20 protein-coding genes are annotated in these 23,126 nt (G+C 72.0%); 10 read left to right on the forward strand and 10 right to left on the reverse strand.

Translation table 11 applies throughout. The features are described 5' to 3' along the window. Positions 1 to 328 precede the first annotated feature (328 nt). A complete protein-coding gene (locus tag ACTJK8_RS24645; RefSeq protein WP_058607870.1) occupies positions 329 to 1,267 on the forward strand; it encodes a LysR family transcriptional regulator in 939 nt (312 codons plus the stop codon). 9 nt (positions 1,268 to 1,276) lie between these two features. Here ACTJK8_RS24645 and ACTJK8_RS24650 read toward each other — a convergent pair whose 3' ends face one another. Next, positions 1,277 to 2,764, reverse strand: a complete 1,488-nt coding sequence (locus ACTJK8_RS24650) for a DUF2252 domain-containing protein (protein WP_012319364.1) — start codon at positions 2,762 to 2,764, stop codon at positions 1,277 to 1,279. 264 nt (positions 2,765 to 3,028) lie between these two features. On the opposite strand from ACTJK8_RS24650, the gene ACTJK8_RS24655 reads away from it, so the two are divergent. From ACTJK8_RS24655 to ACTJK8_RS24685, 7 genes are read left to right on the forward strand one after another with little or no spacing between them, the layout of a single operon-like run. Beyond that, positions 3,029 to 4,681: an acetolactate synthase large subunit gene (locus ACTJK8_RS24655; RefSeq protein WP_440762668.1), complete on the forward strand. Its 1,653-nt coding sequence runs from the start codon at positions 3,029 to 3,031 to the stop codon at positions 4,679 to 4,681. A 43-nt stretch (positions 4,682 to 4,724) separates the two neighbouring features. Next, on the forward strand, positions 4,725 to 5,900 hold the full coding sequence (locus tag ACTJK8_RS24660; RefSeq protein WP_012319366.1) for an iron-containing alcohol dehydrogenase: 1,176 nt from the start codon (positions 4,725 to 4,727) through the stop codon (positions 5,898 to 5,900). Then, entirely contained in the window at positions 5,897 to 6,076 is a 180-nt protein-coding gene (locus ACTJK8_RS24665) for a hypothetical protein (RefSeq protein WP_029360945.1), read from the forward strand. Before ACTJK8_RS24660 ends, ACTJK8_RS24665 begins: the two co-directional genes overlap by 4 nt. Positions 6,077 to 6,090: 14 nt before the next feature. Next, positions 6,091 to 6,921 (forward strand): poly(R)-hydroxyalkanoic acid synthase subunit PhaE, encoded by an 831-nt coding sequence (locus tag ACTJK8_RS24670; protein WP_127991049.1) that lies wholly within the window; start codon positions 6,091 to 6,093, stop codon positions 6,919 to 6,921. Beyond that, positions 6,914 to 8,044: a class III poly(R)-hydroxyalkanoic acid synthase subunit PhaC gene (phaC, locus tag ACTJK8_RS24675; RefSeq protein ID WP_116656780.1), complete on the forward strand. Its 1,131-nt coding sequence runs from the start codon at positions 6,914 to 6,916 to the stop codon at positions 8,042 to 8,044. Before ACTJK8_RS24670 ends, phaC begins: the two co-directional genes overlap by 8 nt. A 24-nt stretch (positions 8,045 to 8,068) precedes the next feature. Next, positions 8,069 to 10,081, forward strand: coding sequence for an acyl CoA:acetate/3-ketoacid CoA transferase (locus tag ACTJK8_RS24680; RefSeq protein ID WP_440762669.1), 2,013 nt, complete (start codon positions 8,069 to 8,071; stop codon positions 10,079 to 10,081). After that, positions 10,074 to 11,546 carry an NAD-dependent succinate-semialdehyde dehydrogenase gene (locus tag ACTJK8_RS24685; protein ID WP_440762670.1) on the forward strand — a complete coding sequence of 491 codons (1,473 nt, stop codon included), beginning with the start codon at positions 10,074 to 10,076 and terminating at the stop codon, positions 11,544 to 11,546. Before ACTJK8_RS24680 ends, ACTJK8_RS24685 begins: the two co-directional genes overlap by 8 nt. Before the next feature lie 137 nt (positions 11,547 to 11,683). Here the strand turns inward: ACTJK8_RS24685 and ACTJK8_RS24690 are convergent, their stop codons facing one another. The 9 genes from ACTJK8_RS24690 to pedF form a co-directional block, all read right to left on the reverse strand. Next, positions 11,684 to 11,974: a hypothetical protein gene (locus ACTJK8_RS24690; protein WP_012319371.1), complete on the reverse strand. Its 291-nt coding sequence runs from the start codon at positions 11,972 to 11,974 to the stop codon at positions 11,684 to 11,686. An 87-nt stretch (positions 11,975 to 12,061) separates the two neighbouring features. After that, positions 12,062 to 12,988, reverse strand: a complete 927-nt coding sequence (locus ACTJK8_RS24695) for an efflux RND transporter periplasmic adaptor subunit (RefSeq protein ID WP_029360938.1) — start codon at positions 12,986 to 12,988, stop codon at positions 12,062 to 12,064. Then, entirely contained in the window at positions 12,985 to 13,194 is a 210-nt protein-coding gene (locus ACTJK8_RS24700; protein WP_440762671.1) for a DUF1656 domain-containing protein, read from the reverse strand. Before ACTJK8_RS24700 ends, ACTJK8_RS24695 begins: the two co-directional genes overlap by 4 nt. Further along, positions 13,191 to 15,287, reverse strand: coding sequence for an FUSC family protein (locus tag ACTJK8_RS24705; RefSeq protein WP_440762672.1), 2,097 nt, complete (start codon positions 15,285 to 15,287; stop codon positions 13,191 to 13,193). Before ACTJK8_RS24705 ends, ACTJK8_RS24700 begins: the two co-directional genes overlap by 4 nt. Further along, on the reverse strand, positions 15,284 to 15,787 hold the full coding sequence (locus ACTJK8_RS24710; RefSeq protein ID WP_440762673.1) for a MarR family winged helix-turn-helix transcriptional regulator: 504 nt from the start codon (positions 15,785 to 15,787) through the stop codon (positions 15,284 to 15,286). Before ACTJK8_RS24710 ends, ACTJK8_RS24705 begins: the two co-directional genes overlap by 4 nt. A gap of 357 nt (positions 15,788 to 16,144) precedes the next feature. Then, entirely contained in the window at positions 16,145 to 16,804 is a 660-nt protein-coding gene (locus ACTJK8_RS24715) for a response regulator (RefSeq protein ID WP_012319376.1), read from the reverse strand. A 174-nt stretch (positions 16,805 to 16,978) separates the two neighbouring features. Next, positions 16,979 to 18,748 carry a PQQ-dependent methanol/ethanol family dehydrogenase gene (locus ACTJK8_RS24720; RefSeq protein WP_024829987.1) on the reverse strand — a complete coding sequence of 590 codons (1,770 nt, stop codon included), beginning with the start codon at positions 18,746 to 18,748 and terminating at the stop codon, positions 16,979 to 16,981. Positions 18,749 to 19,095: 347 nt separating this feature from the next. Further along, positions 19,096 to 19,956, reverse strand: coding sequence for a substrate-binding periplasmic protein (locus ACTJK8_RS24725; RefSeq protein WP_029360933.1), 861 nt, complete (start codon positions 19,954 to 19,956; stop codon positions 19,096 to 19,098). Positions 19,957 to 19,966: 10 nt separating this feature from the next. Further along, entirely contained in the window at positions 19,967 to 20,395 is a 429-nt protein-coding gene (gene pedF, locus ACTJK8_RS24730) for a cytochrome c-550 PedF (RefSeq protein WP_012319379.1), read from the reverse strand. 216 nt (positions 20,396 to 20,611) lie between these two features. Between pedF and ACTJK8_RS24735 the strand changes: the two genes are divergently transcribed. Both ACTJK8_RS24735 and ACTJK8_RS24740 read left to right on the forward strand, forming a co-directional pair. Next, positions 20,612 to 21,847: an ABC transporter substrate-binding protein gene (locus ACTJK8_RS24735; protein WP_012319380.1), complete on the forward strand. Its 1,236-nt coding sequence runs from the start codon at positions 20,612 to 20,614 to the stop codon at positions 21,845 to 21,847. Continuing rightward, entirely contained in the window at positions 21,844 to 22,851 is a 1,008-nt protein-coding gene (locus ACTJK8_RS24740; protein ID WP_440762674.1) for a YVTN family beta-propeller repeat protein, read from the forward strand. Before ACTJK8_RS24735 ends, ACTJK8_RS24740 begins: the two co-directional genes overlap by 4 nt. Positions 22,852 to 23,126: the final 275 nt, after the last annotated feature.

Raw genomic sequence — 23,126 nt, forward strand, 5'->3', positions numbered from 1 at the left:
ATTGTCAAGGTCGGAGCGCAGTTGGACGTCTCGACGCGCGGGGGCGAGCGCGGGTCCCCTCTCCCGTGCGGGAGAGGGACAGGGTGAGGGATCAGGTCTGTCCGGACGTGGCTCGACGCGGACGCGCGGTGATGGTCCGCCCGATCCGGAAACGTCTTGTCCCTCACCCCAGCCCTCTCCCGCACGGGAGAGGGGGCACGGCGCGGGTGTCCCGACCGGCGACGTCGGAGCGGGATCCTGGCCCGTCGGCGCGGGGATCCCCGGGATGACGGGCACGCCGTCGCGTCTGCTATGTCGGGCGTCCGAATCCCCATCGAACGCGACGCCCGTGGCCATCGACCATATCGATCTCAGCCGGATCGACCTGAACCTGCTGGTCGCCCTCGACGCGCTGCTCGACGAGCGGAGCGTCACGCGGGCCGCCGCGCGCGTCGGGATCGGCCAGTCGGCGATGAGTTCGAGCCTCGCCCGCCTGCGCCGCCTGTTCGACGACGAGCTCCTGACCCGGGCGCCGGACGGGATGCGGCCGACGCCCCGCGCCCTCCGGATCGCCGAGCCGCTGCGCAGCACCCTCCGGCAGGTGCAGGCGCTGGTGCACCGGGAGGAGCAGTTCGATCCGGCCACGGTCGCGCGCAGCTTCACGGTGAGCCTTCCGGACAGCGTCGAGGCGCTGCTCGGGCCGCGCTTGATCGCGCAGCTCCGCCGGGACGCGCCCGGCATCCGGCTGCTGCTGCGCTCGGTCGACCGGACCCGGATCCTGGACGAGCTCGACGCCGACCGGGTCGACCTCGCCATCGGCCTGTTCTCGGAGGGGCAGCTCCACCACAAGCAGCGCCTCCTCTACCGGGACAGCTACGTGGTGCTGTTCAACGCCGCGCTGATCGGCCTGGAGCCGCCGATCGGGCTCGACGATTACCTGCGCTTCCCCCACGTGCTGACGTCCCTGCGCGAGACCGCCCACGGGGTCGTCGACGACGCCCTCGCGCTGATCGGGCGCTCGCGCACCCTGGCGGTCACGACCCCGCGCTTCCTCGTCGTCCCGTTCATGGTGCGGGCGGCGCCGGTGATCGCCACGATGCACGCGCGGCTCGCCACCTCCTTCGCCAGCGCGCTGGCGCTCAGCGTCAGCCCCGTGCCGGTCCCCCTCGACGACGTGTCCGTGTCGATGCTCTGGCACGCCTCGTACGACCACGACCCGGCCCATCGCTGGCTCCGGGAACTCCTGGTCCGGCTGGCCCACGAGCCGCCGGCCCCCGGCATCATCTGAGCCCGGGGCTCAGAGGCAGGGATCGTCCGCGGCCTCCAGGCGGCCGCTCGCGATCGCCGCGCGGAACAGGGCGAAGTCGGCCGCATTGCGCTCCGCGTAGGAAGCCGCCCAGTCGGCGATCGCCCCGCTCAGGTCGTGGTGCTTGCCGCTGCCGCAGTAACCGGCGATCGCCGCCGCGTCGCCGGTCCGCGCGTGGGCGCGCGCCAGCAGCGTCCCGTAGGCGTACGAGAAGGTCAGGAGCGGCGCGCCGGACATCCGCGCCAGCGGGATCGCGCCCTTCAGGTTCTTCATCTGGCGCACGTAGAACGGCCGGCCCGCGATGCTGGTCCAGCCGAGCAGCGGGTCGCCCACCGCCTGGAGCAGGCGCTGGCCGTAGATCACCCGCTCGCCCCCGTGCCCGGAGAACGGCGCCGGCACGCCCGGCAGGTAGGGCGCGTGTGCCGGCCGGACCGCCTCCTTGACCTGGAGGAAGAGCGCGTCGGCGTCGGAATTGCCGAACAGCAGCGCGAGGTAGGCCCGGGTCCCGACACTGCCGACGCCGACGACGCGGTGGGCGACATCGACCACGTGGTAGCGGTCGAGCATGAAGCGTCGCTCCCGCGGCAGGGTCTCGGCGTAGCGCTCCAGGCCGGTGACGACGCCCTCGCGGGTCTCCGCGTCCACGGGCGTCAGGATCGGCGGATCGGTCTGCAGGCGCCAGCTGCCGTCGGTGCGCCGCTCGGCCACCTGGTCCAGCAGGCTGCGGTTGTTCCGCCGCCGCGCCTTGTCGACCGCCCGCCGCACCACGGCCCGGGCCTCCGCGTCCATCTGCAGCCCGGCGATGTGCGGGGCGTCGGCGCGGGTGGTCTGGTACCAGACGTCGAGGGAGCCCTGCGGCGCGAGGCGCCGCATCGTGTGCTGGTAGCCGGAGACCGCCTCCGTGACGGCCGCGCGCCGCTCGCTCGCCGGCGCGCCGGCGTCGGCGGTGGCGACCGCCAGCCCGGCCGCGAGGCGCTTGAGGTCCCATTCCCACGGGCCGATCGTGACCTCGTCGAAGTCGTTGAGGTCGAGGACGATGTCGCGCTGCGGCGTGCCGAACAGGCCGAAATTGTCGGTGTGCGCGTCGCCGTTCATCACGACGTCGATGCCGCTGCGCGGCCCGCGCGACAGGTCCCAGGCCATGACGTGCGCGGCCCCGCGCAGGAACGCGAAGGGCGAACTCGCCATCCGGGCGACCCGCAGCGGGATCAGGTGCGGCTGGCGGCCCGCGTGGGCGGCCTCGATCAGGGCGACCGGGTCGGGCCGGTCCGGATCGGGATCCAGCGCGGCCTGGCGCGCGTGGGGCACCTCGGCGCGCAGCCGCTTGCCGGCCTTGCGGCGCTTGTCCCAGGCCTCGACGCCCGCGCGGAGGTCGATCCGCGGGAACTCGGCGACCGGCGCCAGCACCGCGTCCAGGCCCGGGGCGTCCGCCTCCCGGTCCTCGGGCGGCGCCGTCTTGTCGCTCTCGATGCGATCCATCGCTGTCCCATCGCGGAATGCGGGGCGGCCCCGTCCGTGCCGTCGCCCACCCCGGAGCCTGGGCGGACAACCGCACGGTAGCATCCGGCCGGCTCTGTGACGTCACGGGCCCGGACGGCCCTTGACCACCCTACAGGCCGGCCCTCTAACGAACCGAGTATTCGGGGGGTGTTCCTCCGTCTCGTGTCGTTCACGGCCTCGCGATCGAAGTGCCGGGATCGACGTGGACGTCCCGGGAATACCGTTGCATCAGCGAGACTTCGCATGCCCAAGGGTTCAGATCTCCTCGTCGCGGCCCTCGAGAACGAGGGCGTCGACCGCATCTTCGGGATTCCCGGAGAGGAGAACCTCGACGTCGTCGAATCCCTGCGGAACTCCAAGATCGAGCTGGTCCTGACCCGCCACGAGCAGGCGGCGAGCTTCATGGCCGCCACCCACGGCCGCCTCACCGGCCGGCCGGGCGTCTGCCTCTCGACGCTCGGCCCGGGCGCCCTGAACTTCTCCACCGGCGCGGCCTACGCGCATCTCGGCGCTATGCCGATGATCATCATCACCGGCCAGAAGGGCATCCTGTCCTCGCGCCAGGCCAAGTTCCAGATCGTCGACGTGATCTCGTCGATGAAGCCGATCACCAAGATGGCCCGGCAGATCGTCTCGGCCTCCTCGATCCCCACCATCGTGCGCGACGCCTTCCGGGTCGCCACCGAGGAGCGGCCCGGCCCGGTGCTGCTGGAGCTTCCCGAGGACATCGCCTCCGAGGAGGCCGAGGCGGATCTGGTGCCCTCGCACCCGATCGACATCCCGGTCGCGCACCCGACCGCGATCGCGCGCGCCGCGGAGATGATCCTGAAGGCCGAGCGCCCGCTGATCATGCTGGGCGCCGCCGCGAGCCGCCCCCGCGCCACCGGCGAGCTCGGCGGCTTCGTGCAGCGGACCGGTATCCCGTTCTTCACCACCCAGATGGGCAAGGGCACCGTGGCGGGCGGGACCGACCTCTACATGGGCACCGCGGCGCTCTCGGAGCGCGACTACGTCCACGAGGCGATCGACAGGGCCGACCTGATCATCGCCATCGGCCACGACACGATCGAGAAGCCGCCCTTCTTCATGGGCCAGGCGGACCAGAAGGTGCTGCACATCAGCTACATGCCGGCCAACGTCGAGCAGGTCTACTACCCCGACGCCGAGGTGGTCGGCGATCTCGGCCCGACGCTGAAGCTCCTGGCCGACAAGCTCGACGGCAAGCTCCCGAACGCGGGCGCGCTGCTGCACCTGCGCGAGCACATCCTCAGCCATATCGGCGACCGGGCCGGCGAGGACCGCTTCCCGGTGACGCCGCAGCGCCTCGTGCGCGACGTGCGCCGGGTGATCCCCGAGGACGGGATCGTCTGTCTCGACAACGGGATGTACAAGATCTGGTTCGCCCGGAACTACCGCACCTACGTCGCCAACACGCTGCTCCTCGACAACGCGCTGGCCACGATGGGCGCCGGCCTGCCCTCGGCCATGATGGCGGCGATGCTCTACCCGAAGCGGCGCGTGATGGCGGTGTGCGGCGACGGCGGCTTCATGATGAACAGCCAGGAGATGGAGACCGCCGTCCGGCTGAAGCTCAACCTCGTGGTGCTGGTGCTCGACGACTCGGCCTACGGGATGATCCGCTGGAAGCAGGCGGTCGACAAGTTCGCCGATTACGGCATGACCTTCAACAACCCGGACTTCGTCCTCTACGCCAAGTCGTACGGGGCCACCGGCCACCGGGTCGAGTCGGTCAACGACCTCGTGCCGACGCTGGACCGGGCCTTCGCGGCGGGCGGCGTCCACCTCGTGGCGGTGCCGATCGACTACTCGGAGAACACCCGCGTGCTGGTCGACGAGCTGCGCGCCAAGGTGAAGGATTTCGAGCCGGCCGAGTGACCTCGGCCCCGCAGACGGATCGGCACGACAACAGGGCAGCGCGATGAACCCGTTCACCTTCCAGACCACGCCGAACGTGCTGTTCGAGGCCGGCGCCTCCCGGAAGCTGCCCGAGATCGTCGGCAGCTTCGGGGCGAAGCGCGTCCTGCTCGTCACCGACAAGGGCGTGCGCGGCGCCGGCCTCACGAAGGCCGCCGAGGCGGCGCTGGCGGAGGCCGGCGTCGCCCTCGACGTCTACGAGGACGTGGTCGCCGACCCGCCCTCCACGGTGATCGAGGCGGCGGCCAAGCGCGCCCGGGACCTCGGGACCGACCTCGTCCTGTCGATCGGCGGCGGCTCGGCCCTCGATACCGCCAAGCTCGTGGCCTACCTCGCCAAGTCCGACGAGCCGCTGGATTCGATCTACGGCGTCGGCCTCGCCAAGGGCGACCGGCTGCCGCTGATCCTCGTGCCGACCACGGCCGGCACCGGCTCGGAGGTGACGCCGATCTCGATCGTCACGACGCCGACCACCGAGAAGAAGGGCGTCGTCGCCCCGAAGCTCCTGCCGGACTGGGCGGTGCTCGACCCGGAGCTGACGCTCGGCCTGCCGCCGCACGTCACGGCGGCGACCGGCATCGACGCCATGGTCCACGCCATCGAGGCCTTCACCAGCAAGAACAAGAAGAACCCGATCTCCGACCAGCTCGCCAAGCAGGCGCTGGCGCTGCTCTCGGCCAACATCCGCACCGCCTGCACGGACGGGAAGAACCTCGAGGCGCGCTCCGGCATGCTGCTCGGCTCGATGCTGGCCGGCATGGCCTTCGCCAACGCGCCGGTCGCGGCGGTGCACGCCCTCGCCTACCCGGTCGGCGCGATCTTCCACGTGCCGCACGGGCTCTCGAACGCCCTGGTGCTGATGGGGGTGATGCGCTTCAACCTCTCCCACGCGGAGGCGCTCTACGCCGAGCTCGCGCCGATCCTCGACCCGGCGGCCGCGGACCTGCCGCAGCCCGAGGCCGCCCGGCGCTTCGTGGAGAGCCTCGACGCGATCTGCCGCGACTGCAAGGTGCCGGCGTCCCTCGCCGAGGTCGGCGTCGCCCGGCAGGACCTGGAGCGCATGGCCACCGACGCGATGAAGCAGACGCGGCTCCTCGTGAACAACCCGCGCGAGGTCACCTACGACGACGCCTTCGCGATCTACGCCGAGGCGCTGGGAGAGGCGCGGCCGGCGGCGTGAGCGCGACGGCGGCGGCGGTGCTGGGGCTGTCGCCCGATCGGTCCAGCCTCCACCGTCATCGCGAGCGCGGCGAGGCGACCCAGGGCGGCGCGCCCGCGCCGAGCGTGGCGCTGCTGGATCGCTTCGCTTGGCTCGCGGAGACGGCGGGTCCGAAGTCTTCAGCCCTGAGGCTGTGAGGAGAGACGCCAGCATGGACCAGTTCGACGCGTTCCGGGCGATGAGCGAGTTCTGGACCCGGGCCGGCGCGGGCTTCTTCACGCAGGGCGCGGGGCAACCCGCCCCCGGCTTCGGCTGGCCGACCTTCCCGACGCCTGACGTCGCCGGCCTCGCCACCGCGCAGGCGAAGCTGACCGAGGCCTGGACCGCCGCGACCGCCCTCTCGCAGACCCTCGCGAGATCCCTCCAGGGCGGCCCCGGCGCGCCGGACCCGACCGCCGGGGCGGTGCTGGCCCGGATCTTCGATCCGCAGGCCTGGCTCGGCGGCTCGGCCGAGTTCGACGCCGCCCTGACCCGCATGGCCGAGGGCCCGCAGCTCGCCGACCTGTGGCAGACCGAGCGGCGCTACGCGGCCCTGTTCACCGCCTGGGCGACGCTCCGGCGGGCGCAGAGCGAGCACCAGGCCGTGATGCTCGACGCCTGGACCCGCGCCGCCGGCACCTTCGCCCAGGAGGCCAATGCCCGCGCCGAGCGCGGCGAGAGCTTCGCCTCCGCCCGCGAGATGATGAGCCGCTGGATCGAGACCGCCAACGCGGTCCTGCTGGAGGTGCAGCGCTCGGACAAGTTCCTGGCCTCGCAGCGCGCGGTGCTGCGCGCCTCCACCGACCTCCGGCTCGCCCAGCAGGACGTCGCGGCCTTCCTGTCCGAGTTCTACGGCCAGCCGACCCGGGCCGAGCTCGACGACGTCCACAAGAGCCTCACCGAGCTGCGCCGCGAGGTCCGGGCGCTCCGCCGCGAGCGCCGGCAGGCCGGCAAGGCCGCGAAGACGGGCGGTTCACAGGTCGGGGAGGACGCCCATGGCTGATCAGGAAAGCCCGAAGGGACCGGCCGCGCCGCTGAATCTCACCCCCGCCGCGCTGCTGGCCGAGGTCGGTACCCTCGGCCGGCGGATCAGCGAGGGCGCCAAGCTGTTCGCCGATGTCAGCGACGCGGATGTCGAGATCGCCACCACGCCGAAGGATCTGGTCTGGAGCCAGGACAAGGTCAGCCTCTACCGCTACCGGCCGCTCGCCGAGAGCAAGGGCCTGCCGCCGGTCCTGATCGTCTACGGCCTGATCGGCCGCTACACGATGGCCGACCTGCAGGAGGACCGCTCGCTGGTCCGCAACCTGCTGAATCTCGGCCTCGACCTCTACGTGGTCGACTGGGGCAATCCGGGCCGGGCCGACCGCTACGTCACCATCGACGACTACGTGGACGGCTACCTCGCCGAATGCGTCGCCTTCATCCAGGAGGCGGCCGGGCGGGAGAGAATCAGCCTGCTCGGCATCTGCGAGGGCGGCGTCTTCACCACCTGCTACGCGGCGCTCTACCCCGAGACCGTCAACGCGATGGTGCTGACCATCACGCCGATCGACTTCCACGCCGACACGCGGGAGAACCGGGCCGGCCACGGCTTCATCAACGTCTGGACGCGCTCGCTCACGCCCGAGGATGTCGACCGGCTGATCGAGGCGCAGGGCTCCCTGCCCGGCGCCTTCATGGGCTCGGTGTTCTCGATGATGACGCCGATGCGGACCATGACGAAGTACAACCTCGACCTGCTCGACGCGCTCGACGACAGGAAGAAGTTCCTGAACTTCCTCCGCATGGAGAAGTGGATCGCCGACCGTCCGGACCATCCCGGCGAGGCCGCCAAGCAGTGGCTGAAGGACCTCTACCAGGACAACAAGCTGGTCGAGAGCGCCTTCGAGCTCGGCGGCCGGCGGGTGGAGCTGAAGGCCATCACCTGCCCGGTGCTGAACGTCTTCGCCCAGGACGACCACATCATCCCGCCCGCCACCTCGCAGGCGCTGAAGGATAAGATCGGCACCACCGACTACACCGAGATGGGTCTGCCCGGCGGCCATGTCGGCGTGTTCGTGGGCGGGAAGGCACAGAAGCTGCTGGGCTCCGGCATCGCCGACTGGCTCGGCGAGCGGGGGTAGCGTGCAGTCTCGGGGGAGCACCGCATGGGCAGCCTGAAGAACAAGATCGTCAGCGCCGACGAGGCGGTCGCCATCCTGCAGGACGGCGACATGGTGGCGGTGTCGGGCTTCGTCGGGATCGGCACGCCCGACGAGCTGATCCTGGCGCTCGCCCGCCGCTTCGAATCCGGCGCCGGCCCGCACGGGCTCGGGCTGATGTTCGCCGCCGCCCCCGGCGACGGCAAGGAGCGCGGCCTCAACAAGCTCGCGATCCCGGGCCTCGTCCGCCGCGTCGTCGGCGGCCACTGGGCGCTCGTGCCGAAGCTCGGCGCCATGGCGGTGGCGGGCGCGATCGAGGCCTACAACCTGCCGCTCGGCGTGGTCTCGCACCTCTACCGGGAGATCGCCGCCCACACCCCCGGCCACATCACCAAGGTGGGCTTGCGCACCTTCGTCGACCCGCGGCTGGAGGGCGGCAAGCTCAACGCCGTGACCCGGGAGGACCTCGTCAGCCTGGTCGAGCTCGGCGGCGAATCCTGGCTCCACTACAAGGCCTTCCCGGTCAACGTCGCGCTGATCCGCGGCACCACGGCCGACCCCGCCGGCAACATCACCATGGAGCGCGAGGCGCTCACCCTCGACAACCTCGCCGCCGCCATGGCGGCGAAGAATTCCGGCGGCTTCGTCATCGCCCAGGTGGAGCGGCTCGCCGAGGCCGGCTCCCTCAACCCGCGCGAGGTGCAGGTGCCCGGTGTGCTGGTCGACTGCGTGGTGCTCAGCAGTCCCGAGAACCACCGCCAGACCTACGGCACGCCGTACAACCACGCCTTCACGGGCCGCCAGCGCGTGCCGCTCGACCGGATCGCCCCGATGGCGCTCGACACCCGCAAGGTCATCGCCCGGCGCTGCGCCTTCGAGCTGCCGCCGGGCGGCGTGGTCAATCTCGGCATCGGCATGCCCGAGGGCGTCGCGGCGGTCGCCGCCGAGGAGCGGGTGCTGAAATACCTGACGCTGACCGCCGAGCCCGGCGTGATCGGCGGCCTGCCGCAGGGCGGGCTGGATTTCGGCGCCGCCCTGAACCCGGCCGCCGTGCTGCACCAGAACCAGCAGTTCGACTTCTACGACGGCGGCGGCCTCGATCTCGCCTGCCTGGGCCTCGCCCAGTGCGACGCCGAGGGCAACGTCAACGTCAGCCGCTTCGGCACGCGGCTCGCGGGCGCGGGCGGGTTCATCAACATCTCGCAGAACGCCAAGAGCCTCGTCTTCGCCGGCACCTTCACGGCCGACGGCCTCAAGGTGGCGGTCGAGGACGGCGGCATCCGGATCCTCAGCGAGGGTCGCTCGCGGAAATTCATCGCCGCGGTGGAGCAGGTGACCTTCTCGGGGGCCTACGCGGCCGAGCGCGGCCAGCCGGTGCTCTACGTGACCGAGCGCTGCGTGTTCCGGCGGACGCGGGCCGGCATGGAGCTGGTCGAGGTGGCGCCAGGGATCGACATCGCGCGGGACATCCTCGGGCAGATGGGCTTCACCCCGATCGTGCAGGATCCGCGGCCGATGGATCCGCGCCTGTTCCGCGAGTCCGTGATGGCGCTGGAGCCGTGGCTGCTCGGACTCTCGCTGTCGGAGCGGATCAGCTACGACCCGGAGCGCAACATCCTGTTCTCGAACCTCGAGGGTTTCCAGGTCCGGACCATCGACGACGTCGAGCTGGTGCGCCGCGAATACGAGCGCGCCTGCCAGGAGATCGGCCGGAAGGTCCACCTGATCGCCAACTACGACGGGTTCGAGATCGACCCGACGGTGAGCGACGCGTACTTCTCGGCGATCGCCTATCTCGAAAACCGCTATTACGAGACCGCGTCCCGGTATACCACCAGCGCGTTCTTGCGATTGAAACTCGGCGCCTCGTTGGCGAGCCGCGACCTGGCTCCCCATGTCTTCGAGACAAGAGCCGAGGCGCAGGCGAGGAATACGGCCCAGAGCGTGCCTCTCAAGCCCCGGCCCGGCATGTCCCAGACCGACATGCCGCGGCCGCCGAAGGAACCGTTGGATGCCTGAGTTCGAGACCCCCTCCCTGAAGGACCGCGCCCTGCTGGTCGATGCCTGCCTGATCGGCGGCGCATGGTCGAAGGCCGGCTCCGGCAGCATCGACGTCACCAACCCGGCGACCGGCGCGCTGATCGCCAAGGTGCCGAATGCCGGCGCCGACGAGACCCGCCAGGCGATCAAGGCGGCGCACGAGGCCTACCCGGCGTGGCGCGCCAAGACCGCCAACGAGCGCGCCGTGCTGCTGCGCAAGCTCGCGGCGCTCGTCACCGAGCATCAGGAGGATCTGGCGCAGATCCTCACCGCCGAGCAGGGCAAGTCGCTGACCGAGTCCCGCGGCGAGGTCGCCATGTCGGCCGCCTACGTGCTGTGGTTCGCCGAAGAGGCGCGCCGCGTCTACGGCGACGTGGTCCCCTCCCCCTGGGGCGACCGCAAGATCCTCGTCACCAAGGAGCCGGTCGGCGTGGTGGCGGCGATCACGCCGTGGAACTTCCCGTCCTCGATGATCGCCCGCAAGATCGCCCCGGCGCTCGCCGCCGGCTGCCCGATCGTGATCAAGCCCGCCTCGCAGACCCCGCTCTCGGGCCTCGCCTGGGGCGTGCTGTGCGAGCGCGCCGGCTTCCCGGCCGGGGTTGTGAGCATCCTGACGGGCTCGGCCCGCGCCATCGGCGGCGAGATGACCGGCAACCCGCTCGTCAAGAAGATCACGTTCACCGGCTCCACCGAGGTCGGCAAGGTGCTGCTGGAGCAGGCAGCCGGCACGGTGAAGAAGGTCTCGATGGAGCTGGGCGGCAACGCGCCGTTCATCGTGTTCGACGACGCCGATCTCGACCGGGCGGTCGCCGGCGCGATGCTCGCCAAGTACCGCAATTCCGGCCAGACCTGCATCTGCACCAACCGCTTCCTGGTGCAGGACGGGATCTACGACGCCTTCGCGGTGAAGATGGCCGAGGCGGCCAACCGCCTGAAGGTCGGCAACGGCGTCGAGGACGGCGTCGCCCAGGGGCCGCTGATCGACATGGCCGCGGTGGAGAAGACCGAGGCCCATATCCGCGACGCCGTCGAGAAGGGCGCCCGCGTGGTGGCGGGCGGCCACCGCCACGCGCTCGGCGGCCAGTTCTTCGAGCCGACGGTGATCACCGGCGCCACGCCCGCCATGGCGGTGGCCCGGGAGGAGACCTTCGGGCCGCTGGCGCCGCTGTTCCGCTTCCGCGACGAGGCGGAGGCGATCCGCATGGCCAACGACACCGAGTACGGGCTCGCCTGCTACTTCTACACCCGCGACCTCGGCCGGACCTTCCGGGTCGCGGAGGCGCTGGAATACGGCATGGTGGGGATCAACGAGGGGATCATCACCACCGAGGTGGCGCCCTTCGGCGGCGTGAAGGAATCCGGCCTCGGCCGCGAGGGCTCGTACCAGGGCATCGAGGATTACCTCAACACCAAGTACCTGTGCGTGGGCGGGCTGGGCGGCTGACGCCCGCCCCGGCGCTCTCGACCCGTTCGCGCAGCGTCTTTCCGGGGCGCCGCAGGCGAGCCCGGACCCGGAGAGGCGCGCCGGCAGCCGGGCAAGCCCGACGCACCGACGCGCCCGGACAGGACGCGTCGGCGGAGCTACCGCCCGCTGGGCGCCGCTCCGCTGCCCGTGGCGGCGTTGCCCGAGCTGCTGCCGGCGGGCGCGCCCGGCGTGCTGACGCGCGGCCCGCCGCTGGTGCCGGGCGCCGTGCCGGCGCCGGTGGAGCCGGTGCTCTCCATGGACCCGGCCCCCGTCCCGGTGCCGCCCACCGCGCCGGACTTGTTGACGTTGCCCTGGTTGGCGCCGCCGGTCTGCGGCGCCTGGGCGAGCGCCGCCCCGGACGTGGCGAGAACGACGGACGTGGCGAGGGCGAGGATCGTCTTCGACATGGGACCTCCTGACATGACGGTGCGCTGCTGACGTCGCGCTGTCGTGTCAGGCCAACTCGGGAGCGCCAGGATGGTTCGGGCGCGCCGTCAGCGGGCGAGCGCCTCGCGCCACGCCGTCCAGGGCCAGCGCAGCGCCGCCCCGCCGGCCGCCGGCGCGATCGAGACCGTCGCGGTCCGGCCGCTCACCAGCCGCGGATCCGCCGTGCCGCCGTCGAGGGCGATCCGCACCGGGATGCGCTGGGCGAGGCGCACCCACGAGAAGGTCGGGTTCACGTTCGCGAGCAGGTTGGCGGCGTCGCTGCGGCCCGACTCGCCGATGCCGCCGGCGATGCTGGCGACGCGGCCGCTGAGCACCCCGTCCTCGCCCATGAGCTGGACCGTCACCGGCGCGCCGACGCGGATCCGCGGCAGCTTGGTCTCCTCGAAGTAGCCCTCGATCCGCAGGGTATCGCTGTCGATCAGCGCCATGACTCCGCGGCCCGTGGTGACGTAGGCGCCCGGCCGCAGCTCCATGTTGGTGATCCGGCCGTTGACCGAGGCGCGCACCGCCGAGCGCTCCAGGTTGAGCTTGGCGAGGTCGCGATCCGCCAGGGCCTGTTCGTAGGCGGCCTCCGCGGAGAGGTCGGCGGCCTTGGCGGCCTCGACCTTCTGCTGCGACACCGCCGCGTCGGAGAGCCTGCTGTAGCGGGCGTAGTCGGCCGCGTTCTGCTCGGCGGTGGCCTTGCGGTTCTGCACCATCGCCTCCGCCTGCCGCAGCCCGAGGCGGAACCGGTCCGGATCGATCCGGAACAGGACGTCGCCCTTCCGGACGACCTGATTGTCCTCGACCAGCACCTCGGTGACGAGGCCGGAGACGTCGGGGGCCACCGCCACCACGTCGGCGCGCACGCGCCCGTCCCGGGTCCAGGGAGCGTCCATGTAGTAGTCCCACAGGCCGAGGCCGACGATCAGCGCCGCGGCGACCATGCCGAGGGTGACCAGGAGGCGGCCGAGGGTGGAGAACAGGGCGGTCATTGCAGGATCCGGTGGGCGAGGGTCACGACGCCGCCGAGCAGGACGACGTAGAGGGCGAGGTCGAAGAGCGGCCTGTGCCAGACGAGGCGGTAGAAGCCGGTCGCCGTCAGCAGGCGGCGCAGCGGCAGGCTGAGCGCGAAGGCGACGGCCATCCAGAGCGCGAGGCTCGGCACGAACACGCCGTAGAGGTCGATCTCGCCCATCATGCCGCCATCTCCCGGTCGGGCAGCGCGGGCGCCGCCCGGTAGGCCGGCGCGTCGGGGAAGAGCCCGCGGCGCAGGCCGGTGAGGCCGATCAGGGCGGCGCGCCGCTCCGGCGACGGGGCCGCGCCCGCGACGGCGTCCAGTCCGTCGTCCAGGGCCGCCAGGAGCGCCGAATCCGGCCGGCCAATCCGGCCGCGCAGCTGGCGCGCCGCCAGCGCCAGCACCCGGTCGACGGCGCTCCGGGCCGGTCCCGTCAGCCGCCGGCGCACCCGGCGGACCTCCACGAGGTTGATGCCGACCCGGACATCGGCCAGCAGGTCGCCCACGGAGGCCGACATGTCGGCGGGCAGGCTCGCCAGCCGCGGCGCGATCAGCCCGACGCGGTCGAGCATCAGGGCCGCGAGCTCGAGCCCGTGGCCGGCGCCGCGCCCGGCCGCGGCGGCCGCGAGGCTCTGCCGGTTGATCCGCACCAGCCGCCGGGCGCTCCGGCCGGCGCCGACCGAGCGGATCAGCCGGGTGACCACCGCGCCGACCCACATGCCGACCACCGAGGCGATCACCCCGTTGGCGAAGGGCGCGAAGTCGCCGCTGTAGCCGTTCTGGAGCGCCAGCAGCGTCGCGCCGTTCAGCGCCGCGCCCATGCCCATCGGGGTGGTGCGCGGCTGCGTCATCATCAGGCCGCACAGGATCAGGGCGGGCGCCAGCGCCAGGGCCAGCATCTCGAAGGAGGTGGCGAGCGGCAGCACGGCGAACAGGTAGAGGGCCGCGCCGAGGGCGCCGACGATCGCCGAGTTGGTGAAGCTCAGGATCTGCGGCGCGGGATCGTCCTGCGCGGCGAACAGGCAGCAGGCGACCGCGCCCATCATCGGTGCCGCGGAGCCGTCCGGCCAGCCGGTGGCGATCCAGATCGCGCAGCAGACCAGCAGGCCCACGAACACCCCGAAGGCCGAGAACGCCGCCAGCCCGTGGTCCCGGTGGCGGATGGAGCGGACCCGGGCCGTGTAGGCGAAGGCGAGCGGCGCCCGGGGGGCGGTGCCGGCGGCGAGGTGGCCGCGGAGCGCCCGCAGGTCCTGGCGCAGGTCGACGACGTCGCGCAGGCGCACCGCGAGGCTCGCGAGCAGGAGCGTGTTCCAGTCCGGAGCCCGGCCGAGGGCCGGCTCGAACCCGTCGATCCGGCCGCGCAGCCGCGCGGCGCGGTCCGGATCGCCGGCCCCATCGCCGGCCCCATCCCCGGCCCCATCGCCGGCCCCATCCTCGGTCTCGTCGTTGAGCCAGACGGCGAGGTCCGACAGGAAGGCCCGGACCCGCGCCGGCAGCGCGCCCGCCTGCTCGAGGGCGGCGACGCGGTCCGCGACGGCCGCCACGATCGGCAGGACCATCAGCATGTGCTGCCGGAGCGGCGCGAAGGCCTCCGCGGCGCGTTCCGCGCCCGACGCCTCGTTGCGCAGGGCGAGGCCGAGGGCGTCGAGGCCGAGCGCGTCCGAGGCGAGGCGCAGGCGCCGGCCCTGGCTCGGCCCGGCGGCCTCCGGGGCGCGGGCGGCCGCGAGGGCGCTCCGGATCCAGGCCCGGGCCTCCGCCGACCAGTGGTCCAGCCGCGCGACGATCAGCGGGGCCGCCGATTGCGGCAGGATCAGCGTGGCGGCGAGGCTGGCGCAGACGATCCCCAGGGAGATCTCCTCGGCCCGCGCCACCGCCGTGTCGAAGATCGCCCCGGGATCGTCGACGGCGGGGAAGCCGATCAGCGCCGCCGTGTAGCCGGCGAGCATCGGCAGGTAGCTCGCGGGCGTGCGGTCGAGGAGCGAGACGTAGAGGCAGAGCGCGACCCAGAGCGCCACCGCGAGGCTCAGCAGGATCGGCTCGTTCACGAGGTTCGGCACCAGCACGACGCTCACCGCCGCACCGAGCGCGGTGCCGCAGACCCGGTAGACCGCCTTCGCGCGCGTCGCGCCGGAGAGAACCTGGCTGGTGATGTAGACGGTGCCGAGGGCCCAGTAGGGTCGCGGCAGGTCGATCCAGAGCGCGAGGAACAGGGCGAGCATCGCCGCCGCGTAGGTCTTCAGCGCGAAGGCCCAGTCGCGCCATCCGGGGAGGATCACGGCACCGCCTCCGGTTCGCGCGCGGCCGCGGCGGCCTCCCGCCCGTGGCGCTGGAGCGCCGCGAAGACCCGGAGGCTCGCCTCGAGATCCGCGCCGTCGACCTCGGCGAACACCCGGGCGCGCAGGGTCGAGAGCTCGGCCTCGATCCGCTCGAAGACCTGTCGGCCGCGCGCGGTCAGGCCCAGCACCTTGGCGCGGCGGTCGGACGGGTCCTCGCGGCGGACCACCAGCCCGGCCGCGGCGAGCTGGTCGATGAGGCGGACGAGCGAGGGGCCCTCGATGCCGACGGCCTCCGCCAGGACGTTCTGGCGCGGCTCCTCCTCCATCCGGCCGATGATGATCAGCGGGTGCGCGGTGGCGTCGGACAGGCCGTGCGCCTCCGCGACCGTGTTGGCGGCACGGCGCCAGTGGCGGCCGGTGGTCAGGAGGGCGTGGGTGAAGGCCTGTTGCAGCCGCTCGCGCGTCCTCGGATCGTCGTTGCCGGTCACTACCTGATCCATCCACGCGAGGATCCGGTGGAGGGACCGGATCAATCAGCTCGCATGCTGATAGATAGCATCATACTGATTCGGATCGGGTGACGTTTCGCGCCATCAGAGTTGCGTCGGACGAATAGGTGTGCACCTTTTCCGTGCCGATCCGGCGTCGGCGGAATGCGTGGCGAGACCGAGGCGGACCGGACGTTCCGACGCCTCCCCGCGTCCGGCGATGTCCGCGTCGGCGGGCCTCGACGGAGGGCGTCGGGGAGCGCGGCGGCTGGAGCTCTCCTGCGGGGCCTCCGCTGCGCTCCGGCACCTCAAGATGGGGTGGAGCGTGGGGCCGCCGGTCAGGAGCTTCCCGGTCCCGCAGCCGCGCCGTCAGGCCGAGTGGCTGTTGTGGATCTGATCGAAATCGAGGGACGCCGTGTCGATCACGATCTGCGTGCGGCTGATGACCTCGAGCTTGCGCAGGATCTCGGAGACGTGCGCCTTCACGGTCGAATCGCCGACCTGGAGCTCGTGGGCGATCTGCTTGTTGAGCTTGCCCTGCCGGATCATCATCAGGACCCGCAACTGCTGCGGCGTCAGCCGGGCGAGGCGCTCCGGCAGCGGCGCCTTCTTGCTCCGGGGCGCGGGCGCGCCGGCCTCGGCGAGCCCCGGCGGCAGGAACAGGGCGCCGCTCATCACCTCGGTGATTGCCCGGGTCAGCGTCGCCTTGTCCATGGCCTTGGGGACGAAGCCCGCCGCCCCGTGCTGCAGGGCCTCGCGGACGATGCGCGGGTCCTCGTGGCCGGAGACGATCAGGATCGGGATGCGCGGGAAGCTCGCCCGGATGGTGATCAGCCCGTCGAAGCCGGTCACGCCCCGCATCGAGAGGTCGAGGAGCGTCAGGTCGATGCCGCGGTTGGCGGCCAGAACCGCGCAGGCCGCCTCGATCCCGTCGGCCTCGTGCAGGACCGCGTCCGGGTGCGCGAGGCGGATCGTGGCCGCCAGGGCGTCGCGGAACAGCGGGTGGTCGTCGACGATCAGGAGATGCACGGAGACCTCGGTCCTTCGCTCGAGATCCTCACAGGATCCGCCGAAATCGCGGGCGGGAGGGCCGAAGGTGATCGATGCGGCCCCGGGGCGCAAGCGGGTGTTGAGACGACCGCCCTGCCCCGGAGCCTAGGCGTGCCGGCCCGCGGGGGCCGGCACGCTTTCGGTTGAGGGCCTTCAGCGCGACGCCACCGTCTTCGGCAGCTTGAACGCCCAGAAGCTGCCGCCCTGGTTGATGCCGGCGGTGGACTTGGCGACCTCGCCGCCCCAGAGCGGCACCGCGCCGCCCCAGCCCGCCGCGACGCCGACCCACTGCTCGCCGTCCTGCTCCCAGGTGATCGGCGAGGAGACCACGCCGGTGCCGACCTGGAACTTCCAGACCTCCTCGCCGGTCTTGGCGTCGAAGGCCTTCAGGAAGCCCTCCGGGGTGCCGGTGAAGACGAGGTTGCCCGCGGTGGTCAGCACGCCGGCCCAGAGCGGGGCCTTGTTCTTGTACTCCCACACGACCTTGCCGGAGGTCGGGTCGATCGCCTTGAGCGAGCCGATATGGTCGTCGAAGACCGGCTTGATGGTGAAGCCGGCGCCGAGATAGGCGGCGCCCTTCTTGTAGTTCACCGGCTCGTTCCAGATATCCATGCCCCACTCGTTGGAGGGCACGTAGAACAGCTTGGTGTCGGGGCTGTAGCCGATCGGCATCCAGTTCTTGCCGCCGAGGAAGCTCGGCACCGCGAAGACCGACTTGCCCTTCTTGTCGTCGCCGGTCGCCTTGCTCGGGTCGCCGGGCCGGTTCTCCTCGTTGTAGATCGGGCGGCCGTTCTCGTCGATGCCCTTGGCCCAGTTGATCTTCTCGACGAACGGCGTCGCCGAGATGAACTTCCCGTTGGTCCGGTCGAGGACGTAGAAGAAGCCGTTGCGGTCGGCGGTGGCGCCGGCCTTGATGGTCTTGCCGCCCTTGTTCAGGTCGAACGGCACGAACTCGTTGACGCCGTCGAAGTCCCAGCCGTCGTGCGGGGTGGTCTGGAAGCCCCAGACGATCTCGCCGTTATCGGGGTTGAGGGCGAGGCGCGAGGAGGTCCACTTGTTGTCGCCCGGCCGCAGCCAGGAGTTCCACGGGCCGGGGTTGCCGGTGCCGAAGTAGATCAGGTTGGTCTCGGGATCGTAGGTGCCGCCGAGCCACGTGGCGCCGCCGCCGAACTTCCACATGTCGCCGGGCCAGGTCTCGTTGACCTTGCCCGTCATGGTCGAGGGCTTGCCGTTGAGCTCGCCCATGTGGCCCTCGATCACGGGCCGCTTCCACACGATCTCGCCGGTCTCGGCGTCGCGGGCCTCGATCCGCCCGATCACGCCGAACTCGCCGCCCGACACGCCGGTGATGATCTTGCCCTTCACGATGATCGGGGCGGCCGTGTAGCTGTAGCCGGCCTTGAAGTCGTCGATGTCCTTGCGCCAGACGACCTTGCCGGTCTTGGTGTTCAGCGCGACCAGCTTGGCGTCGAGCGTGCCGAAGTAGACGTTGTCCTTGTAGAGCGCGGCGCCGCGGTTCACCACGTCGCAGCAGGGCAGGATCCCCTCCGGCAGGCGGGCGTCGTACTCCCACTTCTTGTCGCCGGTGCGGGAATCGATCGCGTACATGCGCGAGTACGAGCCCGTGACGTAGATGATCCCGTCCTTGACCAGCGCCTGGCTCTCCTGGCCGCGCTGCTTCTCGCCGCCGAACGAGAACGACCACGCCGGGACGAGGCCCTTGATGTTGTCGCGGTTGAGGGTCTTCAGCGGGCTGAAGCGCTGGGCCTGCGGCCCGAGCCCGTAGGTGACGACGTCGCCGGGGGTCTTGGCGTCGTTGATGATGTCCTGCTCGGTCACCCCCTGGGCCATGGCCGGCAGGGCGCCGCCCGCCACGAGGGCGGCGACGCCCACCGCGGCGAGGAACCGGGTCCGCATTCTCATGACGTGTCCTCCGTGGTCGGCCCCGGTCCGTGTGGCCGGGGCATCCGGGTTTCGACGCGGGCCGCACGAGTCGCGGGGCGCCCCCTTGGAGATCGAGGCTATCGCTGTTCTCAGGAAAGTCTTATTGGCCATTGGTCCAATGAGGCCGTTCTGCGGACTGGCGGATGCAATGTATTCGACGAGATCGACGCCTGAATTGGCGCGGATCTGCCGGACATCCCGTTCGGGAAATCTGATGTTCGCCCTTGCCGTCATCGCGCGCGCAGCGAGGCGACCCAGGGCGGCGCACCATCCCGAGACGGCGCGCTGTCTGGATCGCTTCGCTCCGCTCGCCGAGACGGAGGCGTTCAGTACCCTTTCGGCGGCGTGTAGGTGACGCCGTAGGTCTCGCAGATCGCCTTGAGGCGACCGTCCGCGTTCAGCGCCGTGATCGCGTCCCCGACCGCGTAGGCGAGGTCGCGGGAATCGGTCCGCACCGCGCCGCCGATCTCCCAGCGGGTCTTCACCAGCCCCGTCGAGGGGACCGTGGCGACGGGGTTGTCGTCCTTGGGGGCCTTCGCGGCGGACAGGGCCGCCTCGATCGCCGCGCGGGTTCCGGCCAGGATCGGCGCCTCGCCGGCGAGGTAGGCCTTCGCGGCCTCCTCGAAGCTCTTGTAGTGCTTCAGGTTCGGGCGGAAGCGGCCGCCCTGGGCGGTCAGCAGCATCAGGTCGGCGGCGCCGGTCCCCTCCAGCGCGACGCTCCTGTCGCCGATGTCGTCGAGGCTGTCGAAGCCTTCCAGCGCGCCCTTCCGGTAGGCGAAGGCGATCTCCTGCTCGAAGTACGGCGCCGTGAAGAACACCTGCTCGTTGCGCAGGGCGAGCTGGCGGTCGGTGGGCACGTGCAGCATCAGGTCGGCGAGCGGCGTGCCGGCGAGGTCGCCGCGCCACAGGTTCAGCCGCAGGTCGCCGTCGACGTTCTCGCCGGCATCGACCACGCGCAGGTCGAGCTTCACCTTGAGCGTCTCGGCGATCGCGCGGGCGAGATCGACGTCGATCCCGCGGGGCTTGCCCGCCGCCTCCTCGGAGAACGGCGCGTTGTCGCCGTAGACCGCCACCCGCAGCGTCCCGTCGGTCGTGACCTGGTCGAGGGGGCGCGCCGCGGCCGCCGGCGGGAGCGGCGCCGCCAGGAGCAGGCCGCAGAGCCCGAGCAGGAGGGGGCGCCGGCCCATCGCGGGGGGGCTATTCCTCATGCTTCGACTCGATGTAGCTCCGGATCGCCCACAGGCCCTCCTGCGAGATCACACCCTCGAAGGCCGGCATCTTGGTCACGCCGTTGATGACCGCGCCGTGCTTCATGCGCTCGACGAAGTACTCGTCGCCCTCCTTACCCTGCGGCAGGTAGCGCAGGTCCGGGGCGAGGCCGCCGGAGATCATCTCCAGGCCGTGGCAGCGGGCGCAGTTCTGGTTGAAGCCCGAGGCGCCGATCGCGATGGCGTGCTTGTCGCCCTTGTAGGGGTTCTCGGCGACCCACTCGGTGCCCAGCGGCTTCAGGCCGTCGGTGTTGACCGGCTGGGGCTGGACATCGCCGTGCCCGAGGGCGCCGCCGGCGGCCAGGGCCAGTCCCAGCGCCGCGAGCACGCCGCCCGCCGCCGTCTTCATCGTGCGCATCCGCCCCTCCCGTCGTCGTTGCACGACGGTTAGCAAGTACCGGGCGGCGGACCCATTATGCTTTGGTACGGATCCGCGAGAATAGCGCCGCCCACGACTTGTGTTGCGCCGCATCAAAATCCGTGTGTGCACCTTGGTCCAATATCCGAGGGCACAACTCGGCTCCTAGACTCCCGGCCAACGACGAGAACCGCGGGTCTGGAGGAGACGGGCGGGATGGTGTCCTCCGGTGCGCGGCGGCCCGGGATGCGCGGCGGGCCATGGGCCGGCCTGCGGCTCGCCGTCGTGCTGGCGGCCCTGGCGCCGGTCGCCCAGGCGCGGGCCGCGCCCGCGCCGGCGGGGCCGCCCCTGACGATTCACTACCTGGAGCGGCGGGTCGAGCGGCCGGCGCCGCTGAACAACGAGGACCCGGTCCCCGACGACGAGGGCGCGAAGGGCGCGGAACTCGGCCTGAGGGATTCCAACGCCACCGGCCGCTTCCTCGGCCTCGGCTTCGCCCTCGGCACCGCGGTCGTCGAACCGGGCGACGACATCCGCCAGGCCTTCCGGGACCTCGCCGACCGTCGCTTCGTGGTGCTCAACGCGCCCGCCGCCGACGTCCTCGCCCTCGCCGACCTGCCGGAGGCGAAGGGCAGCGTGATCCTCAACATCGGCGCCCCGGACACGCGCCTGCGCGACGCCGATTGCCGCCGGAACCTGCTCCACGTCCTGCCGTCCCGGGCCATGCTGGCCGACGCGCTGGTGCAGTTCCTGGCGTTCAAGCGCTGGTCCCGGATCCTGCTGGTGACCGGTCCCGCGCCGGAGGACGCGCTCTTCGCCGAGGCGCTGCGGCGCAGCGCCAGGAAGTTCGGCGCGCGGATCGTCGCCGAGTCGCGCTACGACCCGCAGGGCGGCGACGTCCGCGACACGGCCCTGCGCGAGTTCGCCCTGCCGACCCGCGGGCCCGAGCACGACGTGGTCGCGGTGGCCGACGAGGCCGGCGCGTTCGGCGCGAGCCTCAACTACAACACCGCCTCGCCCCGGCCCCTGGTCGGCACGCAGGGCCTCGCGCCGGCCGCCTGGGGGCGGGCCGTGGAGGCCTGGGCCGCCGTCCAGCTCCAGGGCCGGTTCCGCAAGCTCGCCGGCCGCGCCATGCGGCCCGTCGACTGGGCCGGCTGGATGGCGGTGCACGCCGTCGGCGAGGCGGCCGTGAAGGCGCGCAGCACCGACCCCGCGACGGTCCGCGCCGCGCTGACGGCGCCCGGCTTCGAGATCGGCGGCTTCAAGGGGCGCCCCCTGAGCTTCCGCGCCTGGGACGGGCAGCTGCGCCAGCCGGTCTTCCTGCTCTGGCCGGGGGCCGTCACCGCGACGGCGCCGATCGAGGGCTTCCTCCACCACCGCACGGAACTCGACACGCTCGGCCTCGACGAGCCCGAGAGTGCCTGCCGCGCCTTCTCAGGGACATCCGGATGAGCCGGCTCGCCGCCCTCGCGCTGCTCCTCTGCCTCGCGGGCCCCGCGCGGGCCGAGGAGATCTACGTCTCGAACGAGCGCGACAACACCGTCTCGGTGATCGACGGCGACAGCCTGGAGGTGCTGCGCACCTTCCCGGTTGGCCGTCGGCCCCGCGGCCTGACCTTCTCGCAGGACGGGCGGTCCCTCTACGTCTGCGCCAGCGATTCCGACGCCGTGCAGGTGATCGACCCGGAGACCGGGCAGGTCCGGCACAACCTGCCCTCGGGCGAGGACCCGGAGCAGTTCGCCCTGGCGCCCGACGGGCGCACCCTGTTCATCGCCAACGAGGAGAACGCCACCACCACGGTGGTCGACGCGCAGACCCGCAAGGTGCTGGCGCAGATCGACGTCGGCATCGAGCCGGAGGGTGTCGCGGTGAGCCCGGACGGGCGCACGGCCGTCACGACCTCCGAGACCAGCAACATGGTCCACTGGATCGACACGCGGACGCTCGCGGCCGTGGACGCGACGCCGGTCGGGCAGCGGCCGCGCTTCGCCGCCTTCACGGCCGACGGGTCCCGGCTCTGGGCGTCCTCGGAGATCGGCGGCACCGTGTCGGTGATCGACGTCGCCACCCGCAAGGTGATCGAGACGATCGCGTTCGCCGTGAAGGGGATCGCGGCCGACCGGATCCAGCCGGTGGGCATCCAGATGTCGAAGGACGGGCGCCACGCCTTCGTGGCGCTGGGGCCGTCCGACCGGGTCGCCGTGGTGGATACCGCGACCTACCGGGTCGAGAGCTACATCCTGGTCGGCCGCCGGGTCTGGCAGCTCGCGCTCAACGCGGCGGGCACGCGGCTCTTCACCACCAACGGCGTCTCCGGCGACGTGACGGTGATCGACGCCGCGACGTTCCGGCCGATCAAGACCGTGAAGGTCGGCCGCTTCCCCTGGGGTGCGGCGGCGCGGCCGATGCCTTCGGCGCAGGCGACGGACGGACGCGCCGCCGGTGCGGTGCCGTGACAGTCTGGCCGACGCGGACCCAGGCATCCGCCTCCTTCGCTGGAGGCTTCCGGATTCACACTGGGGGCTGGGCCACAGCGGCGCCGAAGGACACTCGGGTCCCCTCTCCCGTGCGGGAGAGGGACAGGGTGAGGGATCAGGGCCGTCCGGACGAGGCGCGAGGCGACCGCGGGTCGAGACCGTGCTCCATCCTGAAACTCCTCGTCCCTCACCCCGACCCTCTCCGGCACGGGAGAGGGGGCCCGTCGCGCACTGCCGCCGGCGTCGGTGCGCGA

The organism is Methylobacterium sp. 22177 (genome assembly GCF_052045615.1).
Lineage (GTDB): Bacteria > Pseudomonadota > Alphaproteobacteria > Rhizobiales > Beijerinckiaceae > Methylobacterium > Methylobacterium radiotolerans.